The organism is Leisingera sp. ABM4_060 (assembly GCF_056158765.1).
Map to the genome: position 1 here is coordinate 1,525,179 of NZ_JBSWTX010000001.1, position 15,336 is coordinate 1,540,514.

Here is a 15,336-nt window from a genome sequence, read left to right on the forward strand (position 1 = left end):
TTCAGACCTTACTTCGTTATGATCTCCGGCCCCATCACCGCGTTTGGCAGCACAGTCGAGAGCCACGGCACATAGGTGATCAGGATCAGGAACACGAACAAGACCGCCAGGAACGGCAGTGCCGCCCGCACCACCCCCATCATCGGCATGCCCGCCACGCCGGAGGTCACAAAGAGGTTGAGCCCAACCGGCGGGGTAATCATGCCGATTTCCATGTTCACCACCATGATGATCCCAAGATGGATCGGGTCGATGCCCAGCTCGATGGCAATCGGGAACACCAGCGGCGCCACAATCACCAAGAGGCCCGAAGGCTCCATGAACTGGCCGCCGATCAGCAGGATCACGTTCACCACCACCAGGAACATCACCGGGCCGAACCCCGCCGACAGCATTGCGTTGGCGATATGCTGCGGTACCTGCTCATCGGTCAGCACATGTTTCAGGATCAGCGCATTGGCGATCACGAACAACAGGGTGACCGTCAGCTTGCCGGCCTCAAACAGCGTGTGCTTGGTGTCGCCATGGAAGAAAGCGGTCAGCAGCGCATAGGGCTTCTTCAGCAGCGAAGTCTTGGCCGCACCCTCGCCATTCGACAGCGGCCCCATGTCCTTGTAGACAAAACTCGCGATGAAGAAGGCATAGACCGCCGCCACCGCCGCAGCCTCGGTCGGCGTGAAGATACCGCCATAAATGCCGCCCAGGATGATCACGATCAGGAACAGTCCCCAGCCGGCCTCGCGCGCCGAGGTGAGAACCTCACCCCAGCCTTTCCACTCGCCCTTGGGCAGGTTCTTGACCTTGGCCATCACATAGATGGTGACCATCAGCATCAGCCCCGCCATCAGCCCCGGAATGACACCGGCCAGGAACATCCGCCCCACCGAGACCTCAACTGCCGCCGCATAGACCACCATCACAATCGACGGCGGGATCAGGATGCCCAGCGTGCCTGCGTTGCAGATCACGCCCGCTGCAAACTCCTTGGAGTACCCAACCTGCCGCATGCCCGCGATCACAATCGAACCGATTGCCACCACGGTCGCAGGCGAAGACCCCGACAAAGCGGCAAACAGCATGCAGGCAAAGACACCGGCGATCGCCAGCCCGCCCGGCAGGTGCCCGACGCAGGCGATGGAAAACCGGATGATCCGCCGCGCCACGCCGCCCGTCGTCATGAAGGACGAGGCCAGAATGAAGAACGGGATCGCCAGCAGGGTGAAATGGCCCTCAAAGGCTTCAAACAGCGTGCCTGCCACGCTCGCCAGTGAGCTGTCGGAATAGATCAGCAGGAAAATGGTGGAGCTGAGGCCCAGCGACACCGCAATCGGCACCCCGACCAGCAAAAGCCCGATCACCATCGCAAAGAGAATAACCACTTCCATCAGTCATGCTCCCCGCGCTGCGCCTGCACTTCGGCGATCTCGTCCTCGACCTCGTGGCTGGCCACCAGCCGGTCCGCCTCGCCGCGGAAAATCTGCAAGGCCGCCTGAATAAAGCGGAACACCAGAAGCAGCATCGACACCGGCAGCACCAGGTAAGGCACCACCTTGGGCAGCTTCTCGTAAGCCTCGCCATAATTGATCAGATCTTCCAGGAACTTCAGGTAGCTCACCATCGGCACGTCCTGCACCTCATAGAAGCTCTGGCTGCGCGCCTTCATGTCGAACCCGGCTGGAAACCACCGCCCCGAGGTGGGCGGCAGGTCGGCAAACACCGCCCAATAGTCATATGCCCCTTTGAGCAGAAGCAGCGAAAACACAATGCAGCAGCCAACGGCAAACAGCCCCACCGCCCGGCGCGCAGGCGCACCCAGCATGTTGATCACAGCATCGACCCCCAGATGCGCATGCACCTTGACGGCATAAGACGCCCCCAAAAGCACCAGCCAGGCAAACAAGAACACGGTCAGCTCCAGCGCCCACAGAATGTTGGAATTGAACACAAACCGCGCAATCACATTGGCAAATGTAATGGCCGTCATCAGCCCCAGGAGGAGCGCGATCAGGGTTTCTTCGAGTGCATGGATAAACCCGATTGGGCCGGTTCTGGACCCCGTCATGGCAGTTCCCCCAAATTGTCAGCGGAAAAAGAAAAGCAGGCGGCGGATCCCCACGCCGCCTGCTCAAAACGGGGCGCCTGCACAGGCACCCCGGGAAGGCCCGGATTACAGGCCTGCGTTGATGGTTTGCGCGGCGTCGATCTTCTCTTGGCCGACGTCGCCTGCAAATTTCTCCCACACCGGCTTCATCGCCTCGACCCAGGCCGCGCGCTGCTCAGGGGTCAGTTCGCGCACCACGCCGCCGGCGTCGATGATCGCCTGCCGCGCCTCGCCGTTCACCTTGGTGGATTCAGCATTCCGCACTGCGGTCACTTCCGACAGGATGGTCAGGAACTGGTCGCGCACTGCCGGGTCCAGACTGTCCAGCCAGTCCACGCTCGTCACCACCAGATAGTCCAGCGCGCCGTGGTTGGTCTCAGTGACGCCGTCCTGCACCTCAAAGAACTTCTTGCCGTAGATGTTGGACCAGGTGTTCTCCTGCCCGTCGACAACCCCCTGCTGCAGCGCGCCGTACACTTCAGAGAACGCCATTTTCTGCGGGCTGCCGCCAATCGCTTCCATCTGCGCCACCAGCACGTCCGAGGACTGCACCCGGAATTTCAGCCCGTTGGCATCCGCGGGCTCCACCAGCGGCTTGTTCGCCGACATCTGCTTCATGCCGTTGTGCCAGTAAGCCAGCCCCTGCAATCCGCGGCGCTGCATCGAGTCCAGCATCTCCTGGCCGGTTTCAGAGGCCTGGAACGCATCCACCGCCTCGATGTTCTTGAACATGAACGGCAAGTCGAACAGGCGGAACTGCTTGGTGAACTTCTCGAACTTCGACAGCGAGGGCGCGGCCAGCTGCACATCGCCCTGCAGCATCGCTTCCAGCACCTTGTTGTCGTTGTACAGCGTCGAGTTCGGATAGACCTCCATGCACATGGTGCCGTCCATCTCTTCGTTCACCCGTTGCTCCAGCAGCGACGCGGCAATCCCCTTCGGGTGCTTGTCGGTGTTGGTGACATGGCTGAACTTCACCACGATTTCACCATCGTCACAGGCCGCGGATGCAGCCCCTGCGGTCACGGCCAGGGCCAAGGCTGTTGCGGCAGTGGTCAGGAATTTCATGATCTCTCCTCCCAGGGAATTCGCTGCGCTCCTCAGCGCAGAGTTGAAGACTGCCAGCAGCATCGGGACTCGCGGGGCACCGCTCAAGAAGTGATTCGAGAATCATAAAGGAGCGAAATTTCCCGTTATTTTTCCGCCGCTTGCAAAGCCCGCCCCGCTCCGCCCGCCAGCCTGCGGCAGGACCTGTGCGAAATCCCGCACAGGCCGCTTTTCCATCTGTGCGGAAATCCGCACAATTGTTAGCGCCTTACACGTCCAGAAGGGAATCGGCCGCTTCTTCTTTGCCAAAATACTCCCGCCGGAGGCATCCGCCCCCGCCTGTCCCACCGCCCGCCAGGGTGTTGCGCCAGCCGCGCAGCCAGCGCCCGCCCCGCTTGCGCCGCCTTAACCCGGCTCTGCAATACTCCTGCCCGTCGCGACAAAATGGTGCGGGCTGACACCCCGCACCGCCAGGAGACCGCAGGGCCCCCAAGACCACCTCCTCATTGGGTGCAGGGGCGCCCCATACGAAGGCTTTCAGCGGGCATGGGGCCTAACCACCCCCATCCTCTCTCCGCCCCCTTGCCCTGACCGGGCAGCAGGCGGCGCCGCCTCCTCATGACCCGGCAAGATTGGCCGGAACAGACCTTCCGCCCCTCAGCGGCGGTAATCCTCGGGCCGGATGCCATAGCGCGCCAGCTTGTCATAAAACGTCTTGCGCGGCAGCTTCAGGGCTTCGGCGGCCGCAGCCGCGCGCCCGTTCTGCCGCCCCAGTGCGGCGATCAGCAGCGACCGCTCCACCTGCGCCATCTGCTCGGCCAGACCCAAGCCCGCCGACTGCGCCGCCTCCTCCGGCATGCCCAGCACAAACCGCATCGCCGCCGACATCAGCGAACGCGCATTGCCCGGCCAGTCCTGCGCCATCAGCGCCGCCAGATGCTCCTGCGCAATCTCCGGCGGCTCAACCCCCGCCTGTTCGGCGGCCTGCGCCACGTAATGGCGGAACAGCACCGGAATGTCACCCGGCCGTTCCGCCAGCGAGGGGATCCGCACCCGCATCACATCCAGCCGGTAAAACAGGTCCGGATTGAAGCCGCCCGCCTGCACCCGTGCTGCGAGATCGCCGCTGGTGCCTGCGATGACCCTTGTGCCATTGCCCTGCTCCAGATGCTCCAGCAGCGCATATTGCGCAGGCTCCGGCAGCGCCTGCACCTCATCCAGGAACAGCGACCCGCCCGCCGCCTCCCGGCACCGCTCCGCAACTGCCTCCGCTGCCAGCCCGGCGGCAGGCCGTTTCACAAACGGCCCCTGCCCGGCCGGCGACATCAGATGAATGACCTCCGCCACCTTGGAAATGCCGCTGCCAGGCGCGCCGGTGACCAGCACTTCCGCGCCCGTCGGCGCCACCGCCCTGACCCGCCGCCGCATCTCCTCGGCTTGCGGCGAACCTCCAAACAGCAGCCGCGCCGCCGGGTCGCCGCTCTCCAGCTGCCGCTTCAGCCGCCGGTTCTCCAAGACCAGCGCCCGGGTTTTCAAGGCCCGCTCCAGCACCGCCAGGAAATCCGCAGGCGCGCAGGGTTTCTCCAGAAAGTCAAAGGCCCCCTGCGACATTGCCTTCACCGCCATCGGAATATCGCCCTCGCCGGTCAGCAGCACCACCGGCAGCTCCTCATCGGCGCCGCGGGCATACTCCAGCAGGTGAAACCCGTCCCGCCCCGGCATCCGGATGTCCGAGACAATAATGCCGTCAAAGCCCGGCGTGATATGATCCTTGGCCGCCACGAAAGAGCCGCAGACCACCACCTCCAGATCGTTCAGCTCCAGCGTCTGCGCCAGCGCCGCGCGCAGATCGGCATCATCATCGACCAGCAGCACCTTGCGTGTCATGCGGCATCTTCCCTTTCGCCTGCTGCGCCCCAGGGCTCCAGCTCCACCGTGAACTCCGCCCCTTCCGCGGTGTTGGCGCCGCGGATATTGCCGCCAAAGCTCTGCACCAATCCGTAGGAAATCGACAACCCCAGCCCCATGCCTTCCGAGCTGCCCACCGCCTTGGTCGAGTAAAACGGATCAAAGACCTTCTCCGGCTCCTTCAGCCCGGGGCCGATGTCGCCCACCGTCACCGCCAGCGGCGCGCCCCCCCGCACCGCAATCCGGATCAGCCGGTCCTCCTGGTCCAGCATCGCATCCGCGGCATTGTTGATCAGATTGACAAAGACCTGGGTCAAGCGCACCTCGCCGCCGCGCACAAAGACCTCTCCCCGCGGCTGCGGCGCCCAGTCCAGGCGCACGGAACAGGCGCGCAGCCGCGCCTGGGTCAGCTCCACCGCATCCTCCAGCACCTTGATCAGATCGACCCGCCCCACCGGCTCGCTTTCATTGCGGGCAAAGGCGCGCAGGTTCTTGATGATCCGCGCCATCCGCGCTGCCATATCGGCAATCCGGCCGAGGTTCTCGCCGGTCCGCTCTGCCTTGCCGCGCTCCAGAAAAGCAGACCCGTTCTCGGCATATTGCTGGATCGCCATCAAGGGCTGGTTCAGCTCATGGCTGATGCCCGCCGACATCTGCCCCAGCGCCGACAGCTTGCCCGCCTGCACCAGCTCTTGCTGCGCCTGTTTCAAGGCGGCCTCCGCCTCCATCCGTTCCCGCACTTCCCGGCGCAGCCGCGCATTGGCCGCCGACAGCGCCTTGGTCCGCGCCGCCACCCGGCTCTCCAGCACCGTATTGGCCTCCGCCAGGGTGCGCCGCCGCTCCATCACAAAAAACAGTATCGCGCCAAAGGCCAGGCACACCGCCGCCAGCGCCGCCGCCTGCAAGGCCGCAATCCGCCGGGCCGGCGCCACATCCACAAGAATCTCTCCGGTCATGCCTATGACCGGCAGCTGCACCGCCAGATGCAGGGCCCGCCGCGGCAGATAGGGGCTGCCCTGCAGCGACCAGATCTCATGCCCGCCATGGATTTCCCGGCGCATCACCTCCGGGCTGCCCTCGCCCTGCCGCCAGAACAGCAGTTCCGAGCGGTTGGCAATAAAGACCTCCCCCGACGCCCCGGTGAAAAACACCGCCGGCAGCGAGCCCCGCCAAGTCTGTTCCACATCCGCCACATCGGCCACCACCACCAAGGCGCCGCGCACGCTGCCATCGGCGGCAAAGGCCGGGGCGGCGTAGAAATAGGCACGCTTGCCCTCGGGCTGCAAAACCCCGTGGCCGGTGCCCAGGGCGCCCTGCTTGGCGCGGCGGAAATAGCCTTCCTGCGCCACGCTGGCCCCCTGCACCCCTTCCGCGGCCGCCAGCACCGCCCCATCGGCACCGGCAAAGAACACGTCCAGCGCCGCGGTCTTGTCCGCCACCGCGCGCAGCAGCGCCGCCGCCCGTTCCCGCGCCGCGGCAGTGGAGAGGTCCTCCAGCACCGGATGCCCGGCGGTCAGCACCGCCAGCTCCTGGTAGATCTGCAACTGGCTGCTGACCCGGTCCGAGGCCAGCGCCAGGTCCGCGGCGCTGCGCTCGGCCAGGCTGTCCAAAGCCTGCCGGTAGCCATAGGACCAGACCGCCAGCGCCAGCGCCGCCACCGCCAGCAGGAACCCGGCCGGCAGGCTGAAGCGGAGAAATCTCTGTGTTTTCATGGTGCCACGTTAACAGCGCGCCCCTTGCATTGGCCAGCCGCAACGGCAAGATCAGCACCATGAAGACCTTGACCCAGTCCCCCGCCGACCCCGGTTTCGTGCAAAACCCCTATCCCTTCTATGCAAAGGCGCAGGAACAAGGCCAGCTGCACTACTGGCAGGATTACGGCATGGTCGCCGCCTTCGGCCACACGGCGGTGCATATGCTGCTGCGCGACCGCCGCTTCGGCCGCGAAATGCCGGAGGAAATGCGCAAACCCGGCCCCGCCCATCTTGCCCCCTTCCTGGCGGCGGAGGCGCATTCGATGCTGGAAGCGGAGCCGCCCCGCCACACCCGGCTGCGCAAACTGGTGCTGCACGCCTTCACCTCCCGCGGGATCGCCGCGCTGGAGCCGGGCATCACGGCGCTGTGCCATCAGCTGATCGACGCCTTCCCGGACCGGCCCTTCGACCTGCTGGACGCCTATTGCACCCAGGTGCCCGTGATCACCATCTGCCGCCTGCTGGGGGTGCCCGAAGACATGGCGCCGCAGCTGCTGGACTGGTCGCACCGGATGGTGGCGATGTACCAGGCCCTCCGCACGGAAGACACCGAACATGCCGCAGCCCAGGCGGCACAGGCGTTTTCGGATTTCCTGCGCGGCTATATCGAGGAACGCCGCACTGATCCCCGCGATGACCTGATCTCCCGGCTGATCGCAGCCGGGGCAGAAGGCGGCAAACTGTCCACGGATGAGCTCATCGGCACCTGCATCCTGCTGCTGAACGCAGGCCACGAGGCCTCGGTGCATGCCCTGGGCAACGGCGTCAAGACGATGCTGCAGCACGGCTGGGACCCGTTCTGGCTGGCACCGGACGGCATCGATGGGCTGGTCGAGGAAATCCTGCGCTATGACCCGCCGCTGCACATGTTCACCCGCTACGCCTATGAAGAGGCCGAGGTCTTTGGCCACACCTTCCAGCGCGGCGATCAGGTGGCCTTGCTGCTGGGGGCAGCCAACCGCGACCCGAAAGCGCTGGACCAGCCGCACCGCTTCAATCCGGCCCGCCCGCCCAAGGTGAACAAAAGCTTCGGCGGCGGCCTGCATTTCTGCGCCGGCGCGCCGCTGGCGCGGCTGGAAATGCAGATCGCCCTGCAGGTCCTGTTCACCCGCTGCCCGCAGCTGAAACTGGCAGCAGAGCCGGTATATGCCAACAGCTACCACTTCCACGGCCTCTCTGAACTGCTTGTGACGCAAAAATAAAACCGGCAAGCTCCCGCCCGCGCCGCAGGGATCAAAGATCCCTTTGCCCGGTTGGGCCCGGCGCCGCTGACGCGGCGCGGCTCCTCCTCTTTCATCTTGCCAAAAATACTCCGGGGGTGAGGCGCCTTGGCGCCGAGGGGGCAGCGCCCCCTGCCTTACCTGTCCGCATGCCGCTCCGGCAGCATCTGAGCCGCAGCCATGGCGGAGCTGTTCAGCAGCCAGTCCCGGAAGGCGGCCACCTTGGGGTCGTGCCACTTCTGCCGCTCTCCGATCAGCGCATAGGCCCCGGCCGGGGTGGTGCAGGTCATCTCCGGGAACGGCAGCACCAGATCGCCGCGGGCCAGCTCATCGCGGCACAGAACCAGATCCGCCATCACCACCCCGGCCCCGATCACCGCCGCGCGGGTGGCCATGTCAAGGTTGGGAAAGACTTCGCCGCCGGCAGGCTCCACCCCCTCCACCCCGAAATGCCGCAGCCAGGTTGCCCAGTCCTCGCGGCGCGGGGTTTCGTGCAGCAGCCTGAGACCCGCCAGCGCCGCCGGCCCCTCCGCCAGCGCGGGCAGCAGCGACGGGGCGCAGGCCGGCGAGAGGATCATGCCGAACAGCGGCATCACCTCGATATCCGCAGGCCGCCCGGGAATGTTCTCCAGCGAAATGCCCAGATCGTATTCCGCCCGTTCAAACCCCTTGCTGCCGTAGAAATCGGTGGCCAGCCGCAGGGTGATCTCCGGATGCGCGGCGCGGAACGCCTCCAGCTGCGGCAGCAGCCAGCGCAGCGACAGGGTCGGCGGGCAGATCACCCGCAGCTCGGCGGCGTCCGCGGCGATCCGGTCCACCTCCTGCTGCATCATCGCAAAGGCCTCGGTCAGCACCGGCAAGAGCCGCTGCCCCGCCGCCGTCAGTTCCACCCCGCGGGCGTGGCGGTGGAACAGCTGCACGCCGATGTGCTCTTCCAGGATCTTGATCTGGCGGCTGACGGCGCCGCGGGTCACGAACAGCTCGTCCGCCGCGGCGATGTAACCCTGGTGGCGGGCGGCGGCCTCGAAGGCACGCAAGGCATTGAGGGGCGGCAGGCGCATCATCTCACCATGGATCAGTTTTTCTGATCCATGGTGCATTTTAACTGGTTTGCGCGCAAGCCCCGGCGGGCGGTACATCTGTCCTCCAGATTGGAGGAACTGCCATGGTTACTGAATTCAGACACGCGGGAGCACAGCCCTCCGCTTCTTTGGCCAGCCGTGTCTTCCGTTGGATCACAGGGCTTTGGGGATCGAGGAAAACTCACCCATGCCTATCCGCACTGCGGCAAGAGGTGCAGGTGCCGCGCTGCGATCTGGAGCGGCTGAGCGAAATCTCTCCGCACCTTTTGGCGGATATTGGCGTGACGCCGGAAACCGCCGCCGGGGAAACCTCCCCCTGGCGGCTGGAAGACGGGCGGCACCTGCTGCTGCGCCCTCCCCTCTGACCGCACCCCAAAGCCTGCACTGCCGGGCAGACACCGCTCCTGCTGCATCTTTCGCCCCCCCCAAGGGGTCAGAAGCGCCTTGCGCAAAAAACGTCCATTTTTTCCAGCAAAGGCCCCCGCCCTCGGCTCCTGGCGCACACGTGCCTCTTTCTGGTCCTAAATACTCAAAATCCTAGGCCTGCAGCGGCAGCATCGTTGTCGATTTGATCTCTTCCATCGACAAAAGCGCGGTCACATTGTGCACTTTCACCTCGGAAATCAGCGCCTGGTAGAAGACGTCATAGGCCCGGGCGTTCTGCACCCGCACCTTGAGGATATAGTCGATGTCGCCTGCCAGCCGGTGCGCCTCCTGCACCTCGGGGCGGTCGCGCAGCGCTTTCAGGAACTTGGCCTGCCAGTCCGCCTCATGCTCGGAGGTGCGGATCAGGACAAAGAAACAGGCCTCAAACCCCAGTGAATCCGCGTCCAGCAGTACCGTTTGCTGGCCGATCACCCCGGCCTCCTTGAGCTTGCGGATGCAATTCCACACCGGTGTCTTGGAAGAGCCCACCCGGCGGGCGATTTCGTCCAGCGACTGGCTGGCGTCGCGCTGCAGTTCAGCCAGAATTTTCCTGTCCGTGCCGTCGATCCGCACCGTCATTCCTGTTTTCTCCTGTTCAAGAGGACCATCGGCCCGGGTTTTGCCCCTTGCGGAACCAATGTTCTTATTTACCTGCCCATATAGCGCAATACCGGGAATATTTCCTATATCTACCCCCAAGTCAAACCACCTTGGAGAGGGATTCCGGAATGTCCGCACCGATGACACATGCCGCCAATGCCACCGCTCACACCCGCGGCGGCAAGGCTTGTATGGTTGCGGGCCAGGTTGCCTTTGCGGGCTCCGGCCCCGGCGACCCGGATCTGCTGACCGTCAAAGCCCTGCGCGCGCTGCAGGAGGCTGACGTGATCCTCTATGACCGCCTGGTCAGCGAGGAGATCATGGCGCTGGCCGGCCCGCAGGCGGTGCTGGAGAATGTCGGCAAGGAGGGTTTCGGCCCGCAAGTCTCGCAGGAAGAGATCTGCGCGCGCCTGGTGGCCCATGCCAAGGCCGGCAAGAAGGTGCTGCGGCTGAAGGCCGGCGATCCCACCATCTTTGCCCGTCTGGATGAAGAGCTGACCGCCCTTGAAGCGGCCGGCATCGCCAGCCAGATCATCCCCGGCATCACCGCGGCCTCCGCAGCTGTGGCCGGCATCGGCCAGAGCCTCACCCAGCGCGGCCGCAACTCCTCGGTCCGGTTCCTGACCGGCCACGACATGAAAGGCTTTGCCGATCATGACTGGGCAGCACTTGCGCGCCCCGGGGAAGTGGCCGCTGTCTATATGGGCAAGAAATCTGCCCGCTTTGTGCAGGGCCGCCTGATCATGCATGGCGCCGGCCGCGCAACGCCGGTGACCATCGTCGAAAACGCCTCGCGCCCGGAACAGCGGGTGCTGGAAACCAATCTGGACCGCCTGCCCGCCGACTTGGATGCGGCTGGTTTTGACGGCCCTGCCCTTACATTCCTGGGCCTTGCGCCGCGCAAAGCGGTTTCTGCCCTGAACGATCTCAAAACGGAGCTTGCATAATGGCCCGCGCTTTTACGCCCAAAGTCATCACTGCCAACGACCTGCTCGAAGGCGACGTGATCTATTTCACCGCTCAGGACACCTGGACCCGGCACATGTCCGAGGCCGAGCTGATCACCGATGAGGCCGACGCTCAGCTGCGCCTGATCGAAGCCGAGAAGCAGAACATCAAGATCGTTGGCGCCTATCTGGCCGACGCCAAGGCAGGCCCGAACGGCCCCGAACCGACCCATTTCCGCGAGGAGTTCCGCCGCACCGGTCCCTCCAACTACTTCCACGGCAAGCAAGAGGCGCGCGCAGATGTATAAGTACAACGAGTTTGACGAAGCCTTCCTGGCTGAACGCAACGCCCAGTTCCGCGCCCAGGTCGAGCGCCGCATCGACGGCTCCCTTACCGAGGAAGAATTCCGCCCCCTGCGCCTGATGAACGGCGTCTATCTGCAGCTGCACGCCTATATGCTGCGGGTCGCGATCCCCTATGGCACCCTGAACCCCGACCAGATGCGCGCCCTGGCGCTGCTGGCCGAGAAGTGGGACCGCGGCTACGGCCATTTCACCACCCGCCAGAACATCCAGTACAACTGGCCGAAGCTGCGCGACCTGCCGGACATGCTGGACGCGCTGGGCAAGGTTGGCCTGCACGCCATCCAGACCTCGGGCAACACCATCCGCAACACCACCGCCGACCACTTTGCCGGCGCCGCCGCGGAAGAAGCCGCCGACCCGCGCCCCTATGCCGAGCTGATCCGCCAGTGGTCCACCGACCACCCGGAATTCCAGTTCCTGGGCCGCAAGTTCAAGATCGCCATCACCGGCAGCGACACCGACCGTGCCGTGATCAAGGCGCATGACGTGGGCCTGCAGGTGGTTGAGCAGGACGGCCAAATCGGCTTCAAGGTCATCGTTGGCGGCGGCTTGGGCCGTACCCCGATGATCGGCAAGACCCTGCGCGAGTTCCTGCCGCAGGCGGATCTGCTGCCCTATCTGGAGTCGGTTCTGACCGTCTACAACGTGCTGGGCCGCCGCGACAACAAGTACAAGGCGCGCATCAAGATCACCGTCTCCGAGAACGGCATCGACACCTACCGCGCGATGACCGAGGAAGCCTTCCTGACCATCCGCGGCCAGTACGATGGCACCGACCAGCAGCTGCTGGAAGAGATCAAGGCGCATTTCACCGCGCCGGAGTTCCGCTCGGGTTCCACCGAGGCGTTTGACACCGCATACGAAAACGACCCGGTGTTCCGTGCCTGGGCCGACACCAACCTGGACCAGCACCGCGCCGAAGGCCACGCCATCGCCACCATCTCGATCAAGGCGCATGGCGCAACCCCGGGCGACGCAAGCGCTGAGCAGATCCGCGTGATGGCGGACCTGGCCGAACAGTATGGCTATGGCGAGCTGCGCATCAGCCACCAGCAGAACGTGATCCTGCCGCATGTCCACAAATCGGACCTGCCCGCGATCCACGCCAAGCTGAAGGAACACGGGCTGGCCACTGCCAACCTGGGCCTGATCTCGGACATCATCGCCTGCCCCGGCATGGACTACTGCAACCTGGCCACCGCGCGCTCGATTCCCGTGGCGCAGGAGATTGCCACCCGCTTTGACGAGCTGAAGCTGGAGCATGACATCGGTCATTTGCAGATCAAGATCTCGGGCTGCATCAACGCCTGCGGCCACCACCATGTGGGCCACATCGGCATCCTGGGCCTGGACCGCGCCGGCGTCGAGAACTACCAGATCACCCTGGGCGGCGACGCCTCGGAAAACGCCGCCATCGGCACCCGCACCGGCCCCGGTTTTGCCTATGACGAGATCGTGCCTGCGGTGGAGCGGATCGTGGAGACTTACCTCACGGTGCGCGAGCACGCCGAGGAGACCTTTATCGAGACCTACCGCCGGGTTGGCATGGACCCCTTCAAGGCCGCGCTCTACCCCGAGGCCGCAAAGAAAGTCGCCTGATCTGATGTTCCAGACAGCCGGAAACAAGCCCGCCGGAGAAGCAGAGCTTCTCCGGGACCGGGAGCTGGCCGCCAAGGCGGAGGCGCTGAATGCGCGCTTCCGCCACCATTCGGCCACCTCGGTGATGGAGGGCGCATTGCAGGACGCAGGGCACATCGCCCTGGTCTCCTCTTTCGGCGCGGAATCCGTGGTGCTCTTGCATATGGCCGCGATCATCGACCCGATGACCCCGGTTGTGTTCGTGGACACCGAGCTGCTGTTCACCGAGACGCTGATCTATCAGCAGGAGGTGAGCGAACGCCTGGGCCTGCGCAATGTGCGCATCATCCGCGCCGACGACATCGCCGAAAAGGACCCCTACGGGGCCCTCAAGTTCAGCGACAAGGACGCCTGCTGCACCCTGCGCAAGACGGTGCCGCTGCAGAAGGCGCTGGCGAATTACGACGGCTGGATTACGGGGCGCAAGCGGTTCCAGTCCGGTACCCGTGCGGCGCTGGAGTTCTTCGAGGTCGAAGAAGGCACCGGGCGGCTCAAGATCAACCCGCTGGCCCATTGGGCGCCGGAAGACGTGCGCGCCTATATGGATGAAAACCGCCTGCCCCGCCATCCGCTGGTGGCCAAGGGCTACCCTTCGATCGGCTGTGCGCCCTGCACCAGCCCGGTCAAGGAAGGCGAAGACCCGCGTGCCGGCCGGTGGCGCGGCGAGAACAAAGAAGAATGCGGCATCCACGTGGTGGACGGCCAGTTTGTGCGCACAGGAGCGTGAGTAAGATGACTGTAATTGTGACCGACACCGGATTTGCCCAGGACGACTGGGAAGGCGGCTTTGAAGGCAGCAATGTGCTTGAGCTTGCCTCTGATGCCAACCTGGCTGAGGACGCCGCTGACCTGAGCGGCGTTGAGCTGGTCCGCATCAGCTTCCCCAGCTTTGCCGACGGGCGCGGCTTTACCCTGGCCCGCCAGCTGCGGCTGAAAGGCTATGAAGGCCGCCTGCGCGCCTTTGGCCATGTGATCGCCGATCAGTATGCCATGGCCCGCCGCTCCGGCTTTGACGAGGTGGAACTGACTGACGAGCTGGCCGCCCGCCAGCCCGAAGACCAATGGCTTGCCCGTGCCAACTGGCAGGACCACAGCTACCAGGCCCGCCTGCGCGGCAGCACCGCTGCCCGCTAAGCCAGCCCCCTGAACCCCGGGAATACCCCTATGACGACCGGTCCCGTTTCAAAAAAACGCGGGGCCGGTTTCATAAAACAAGGGTTTTCCTGACTTCGATCAACGATTAATCAGAGGTGCCGGCTTACTCCTCCGGCAGTGCAAGCGATGAATGAGATGACCGCCGTGACCGATACTGCAACTGATCCCAAGCCGGCCAAAGCCGTACCGGCGCTGCCCGATGCCCAGACCGTGACTGAGGTCAAGCACTGGACCGACAAGCTGTTCTCCTTCAAGGTGACCCGTCCGGCCTCCCTGCGGTTCCGCTCGGGCGAGTTTGTGATGATCGGCCTGATGAACGACCCCGACCCCAAGACCGGCAAGGTAAAGCCCTTGCTGCGCGCCTATTCCATTGCCTCGCCGTCCTGGGATGAGGAAATGGAATTCTACTCAATCAAGGTCGAGGACGGCCCGCTGACCTCGCGCCTGCAGCACATCCAGCCGGGCGACGAGATCATCCTGCGCCCCAAGCCCGTTGGCACCCTGGTGCATGACGCGCTGCTGCCGGGCAAGCGGATCTGGTTCTTTGCCACCGGCACCGGCTTTGCGCCGTTCGCCTCGCTCTTGCGCGAGCCGCAGACCTATGAGGATTACGACGAGGTCATCATCACCCACACTTGCCGCACCGCCGGTGAGCTGACTTATGGCCGGGAGCTGATCGAAAGCCTGAAAGACGACGAGCTCTTGAACGAGGTGATCGGCGAAGGCTTCTGGAAGAAGATCAAATACTACCCGACCACCACCCGCGAAGAGAGCCCCAAGATGGGCCGCATCACCGACCTGATGCGCTCGGGCGAGGCCTTTGCCGATCTTGGCGTGCCGCCGCTGAACCCGGACACCGACCGCGCGATGATCTGCGGCAACCTGGCGTTCAATCTGGAGCTCAAGGATCTGTTTGAGAACACCTATGGGCTGGAAGAAGGCGCCAATTCAAAACCGCTGCATTTTGTCGTGGAAAAAGCCTTCCTCGACTAAAATTCTGCCGGCAATTTTACAAAAAGCGGGAGGTTTCGGCCTCCCGTTTATCTTTTGTTGGGGATGATTCTGTAATCCGGTTTGCAAGTATCCAGAATG

At 64.4% G+C, this 15,336-nt stretch carries 15 protein-coding genes; 8 read left to right on the forward strand and 7 right to left on the reverse strand.

The features are described from left to right. Nucleotides 1–8: 8 nt before the first annotated feature. The 5 genes from ACXAEH_RS07560 to ACXAEH_RS07580 all read right to left on the reverse strand — a co-directional run bounded on the left by ACXAEH_RS07560 (nucleotide 9) and on the right by ACXAEH_RS07580 (nucleotide 6,768). Nucleotides 9–1,385 carry a TRAP transporter large permease gene (locus ACXAEH_RS07560; protein ID WP_475031848.1) on the reverse strand — a complete coding sequence of 459 codons (1,377 nt, stop codon included), beginning with the start codon at nucleotides 1,383–1,385 and terminating at the stop codon, nucleotides 9–11. Next, nucleotides 1,385–2,062, reverse strand: coding sequence for a TRAP transporter small permease (locus tag ACXAEH_RS07565; RefSeq protein ID WP_475031849.1), 678 nt, complete (start codon nucleotides 2,060–2,062; stop codon nucleotides 1,385–1,387). Before ACXAEH_RS07565 ends, ACXAEH_RS07560 begins: the two co-directional genes overlap by 1 nt. A 105-nt stretch (nucleotides 2,063–2,167) precedes the next feature. Beyond that, nucleotides 2,168–3,169, reverse strand: a complete 1,002-nt coding sequence (locus ACXAEH_RS07570) for a DctP family TRAP transporter solute-binding subunit (protein WP_475031850.1) — start codon at nucleotides 3,167–3,169, stop codon at nucleotides 2,168–2,170. A 636-nt stretch (nucleotides 3,170–3,805) separates the two neighbouring features. Further along, complete coding sequence (locus tag ACXAEH_RS07575; RefSeq protein WP_475031851.1) at nucleotides 3,806–5,035, reverse strand: sigma-54-dependent transcriptional regulator; 1,230 nt, start codon at nucleotides 5,033–5,035, stop codon at nucleotides 3,806–3,808. Further along, nucleotides 5,032–6,768 (reverse strand): sensor histidine kinase, encoded by a 1,737-nt coding sequence (locus ACXAEH_RS07580; RefSeq protein WP_475031852.1) that lies wholly within the window; start codon nucleotides 6,766–6,768, stop codon nucleotides 5,032–5,034. Before ACXAEH_RS07580 ends, ACXAEH_RS07575 begins: the two co-directional genes overlap by 4 nt. Nucleotides 6,769–6,827: 59 nt before the next feature. Here ACXAEH_RS07580 and ACXAEH_RS07585 point away from each other — a divergent pair, with 59 nt between their 5' ends. After that, on the forward strand, nucleotides 6,828–8,012 hold the full coding sequence (locus ACXAEH_RS07585) for a cytochrome P450 (protein ID WP_475031853.1): 1,185 nt from the start codon (nucleotides 6,828–6,830) through the stop codon (nucleotides 8,010–8,012). Nucleotides 8,013–8,167: 155 nt separating this feature from the next. Here ACXAEH_RS07585 and ACXAEH_RS07590 read toward each other — a convergent pair whose 3' ends face one another. Beyond that, entirely contained in the window at nucleotides 8,168–9,130 is a 963-nt protein-coding gene (locus ACXAEH_RS07590) for a LysR substrate-binding domain-containing protein (RefSeq protein ID WP_475031855.1), read from the reverse strand. A 200-nt stretch (nucleotides 9,131–9,330) separates the two neighbouring features. On the opposite strand from ACXAEH_RS07590, the gene ACXAEH_RS07595 reads away from it, so the two are divergent. Then, nucleotides 9,331–9,477: a hypothetical protein gene (locus tag ACXAEH_RS07595; RefSeq protein ID WP_475031856.1), complete on the forward strand. Its 147-nt coding sequence runs from the start codon at nucleotides 9,331–9,333 to the stop codon at nucleotides 9,475–9,477. A 172-nt stretch (nucleotides 9,478–9,649) separates the two neighbouring features. Here the strand turns inward: ACXAEH_RS07595 and ACXAEH_RS07600 are convergent, their stop codons facing one another. Next, on the reverse strand, nucleotides 9,650–10,117 hold the full coding sequence (locus ACXAEH_RS07600) for an Lrp/AsnC family transcriptional regulator (RefSeq protein ID WP_475031857.1): 468 nt from the start codon (nucleotides 10,115–10,117) through the stop codon (nucleotides 9,650–9,652). Between the two features lie 212 nt (nucleotides 10,118–10,329). Between ACXAEH_RS07600 and cobA the strand changes: the two genes are divergently transcribed. From cobA to ACXAEH_RS07630, 6 genes are all read left to right on the forward strand, one after another. Next, entirely contained in the window at nucleotides 10,330–11,085 is a 756-nt protein-coding gene (gene cobA / locus ACXAEH_RS07605) for a uroporphyrinogen-III C-methyltransferase (protein ID WP_475035537.1), read from the forward strand. Next, nucleotides 11,085–11,393: a DUF2849 domain-containing protein gene (locus ACXAEH_RS07610; RefSeq protein WP_475031858.1), complete on the forward strand. Its 309-nt coding sequence runs from the start codon at nucleotides 11,085–11,087 to the stop codon at nucleotides 11,391–11,393. The genes cobA and ACXAEH_RS07610 overlap by 1 nt, the downstream gene beginning before the upstream one ends. Next, a complete protein-coding gene (locus tag ACXAEH_RS07615) occupies nucleotides 11,386–13,050 on the forward strand; it encodes a nitrite/sulfite reductase (RefSeq protein WP_475031859.1) in 1,665 nt (554 codons plus the stop codon). The genes ACXAEH_RS07610 and ACXAEH_RS07615 overlap by 8 nt, the downstream gene beginning before the upstream one ends. Before the next feature lie 4 nt (nucleotides 13,051–13,054). After that, entirely contained in the window at nucleotides 13,055–13,816 is a 762-nt protein-coding gene (locus tag ACXAEH_RS07620; protein ID WP_475031860.1) for a phosphoadenylyl-sulfate reductase, read from the forward strand. A 5-nt stretch (nucleotides 13,817–13,821) separates the two neighbouring features. Beyond that, the gene (locus ACXAEH_RS07625) at nucleotides 13,822–14,223 is read left to right on the forward strand and encodes a DUF934 domain-containing protein (protein WP_039163140.1); all 402 of its coding nucleotides are present in this window, start codon (nucleotides 13,822–13,824) and stop codon (nucleotides 14,221–14,223) included. Between the two features lie 147 nt (nucleotides 14,224–14,370). Further along, nucleotides 14,371–15,237, forward strand: coding sequence for a ferredoxin--NADP reductase (locus ACXAEH_RS07630; protein WP_475031861.1), 867 nt, complete (start codon nucleotides 14,371–14,373; stop codon nucleotides 15,235–15,237). The last annotated feature ends 99 nt before the right edge of the window (nucleotides 15,238–15,336 follow it).

What these genes read in the sequence shown, in the direction of transcription:
- ACXAEH_RS07560 (WP_475031848.1), bottom strand. Translation starts at nt 1,385, where the DNA reads ATGGAAGTGGTTATTCTCTTTGCGATGGTGATCGGGCTTTTGCTGGTC.
- ACXAEH_RS07565 (WP_475031849.1), bottom strand. Translation starts at nt 2,062, where the DNA reads ATGACGGGGTCCAGAACCGGCCCAATCGGGTTTATCCATGCACTCGAA.
- ACXAEH_RS07570 (WP_475031850.1), bottom strand. Translation starts at nt 3,169, where the DNA reads ATGAAATTCCTGACCACTGCCGCAACAGCCTTGGCCCTGGCCGTGACC.
- ACXAEH_RS07575 (WP_475031851.1), bottom strand. Translation starts at nt 5,035, where the DNA reads ATGACACGCAAGGTGCTGCTGGTCGATGATGATGCCGATCTGCGCGCG.
- ACXAEH_RS07580 (WP_475031852.1), bottom strand. Translation starts at nt 6,768, where the DNA reads ATGAAAACACAGAGATTTCTCCGCTTCAGCCTGCCGGCCGGGTTCCTG.
- ACXAEH_RS07585 (WP_475031853.1), top strand. Translation starts at nt 6,828, where the DNA reads ATGAAGACCTTGACCCAGTCCCCCGCCGACCCCGGTTTCGTGCAAAAC.
- ACXAEH_RS07590 (WP_475031855.1), bottom strand. Translation starts at nt 9,130, where the DNA reads ATGCACCATGGATCAGAAAAACTGATCCATGGTGAGATGATGCGCCTG.
- ACXAEH_RS07600 (WP_475031857.1), bottom strand. Translation starts at nt 10,117, where the DNA reads ATGACGGTGCGGATCGACGGCACGGACAGGAAAATTCTGGCTGAACTG.
- cobA (WP_475035537.1), top strand. Translation starts at nt 10,330, where the DNA reads ATGGTTGCGGGCCAGGTTGCCTTTGCGGGCTCCGGCCCCGGCGACCCG.
- ACXAEH_RS07610 (WP_475031858.1), top strand. Translation starts at nt 11,085, where the DNA reads ATGGCCCGCGCTTTTACGCCCAAAGTCATCACTGCCAACGACCTGCTC.
- ACXAEH_RS07615 (WP_475031859.1), top strand. Translation starts at nt 11,386, where the DNA reads ATGTATAAGTACAACGAGTTTGACGAAGCCTTCCTGGCTGAACGCAAC.
- ACXAEH_RS07620 (WP_475031860.1), top strand. Translation starts at nt 13,055, where the DNA reads ATGTTCCAGACAGCCGGAAACAAGCCCGCCGGAGAAGCAGAGCTTCTC.
- ACXAEH_RS07625 (WP_039163140.1), top strand. Translation starts at nt 13,822, where the DNA reads ATGACTGTAATTGTGACCGACACCGGATTTGCCCAGGACGACTGGGAA.
- ACXAEH_RS07630 (WP_475031861.1), top strand. Translation starts at nt 14,371, where the DNA reads ATGAATGAGATGACCGCCGTGACCGATACTGCAACTGATCCCAAGCCG.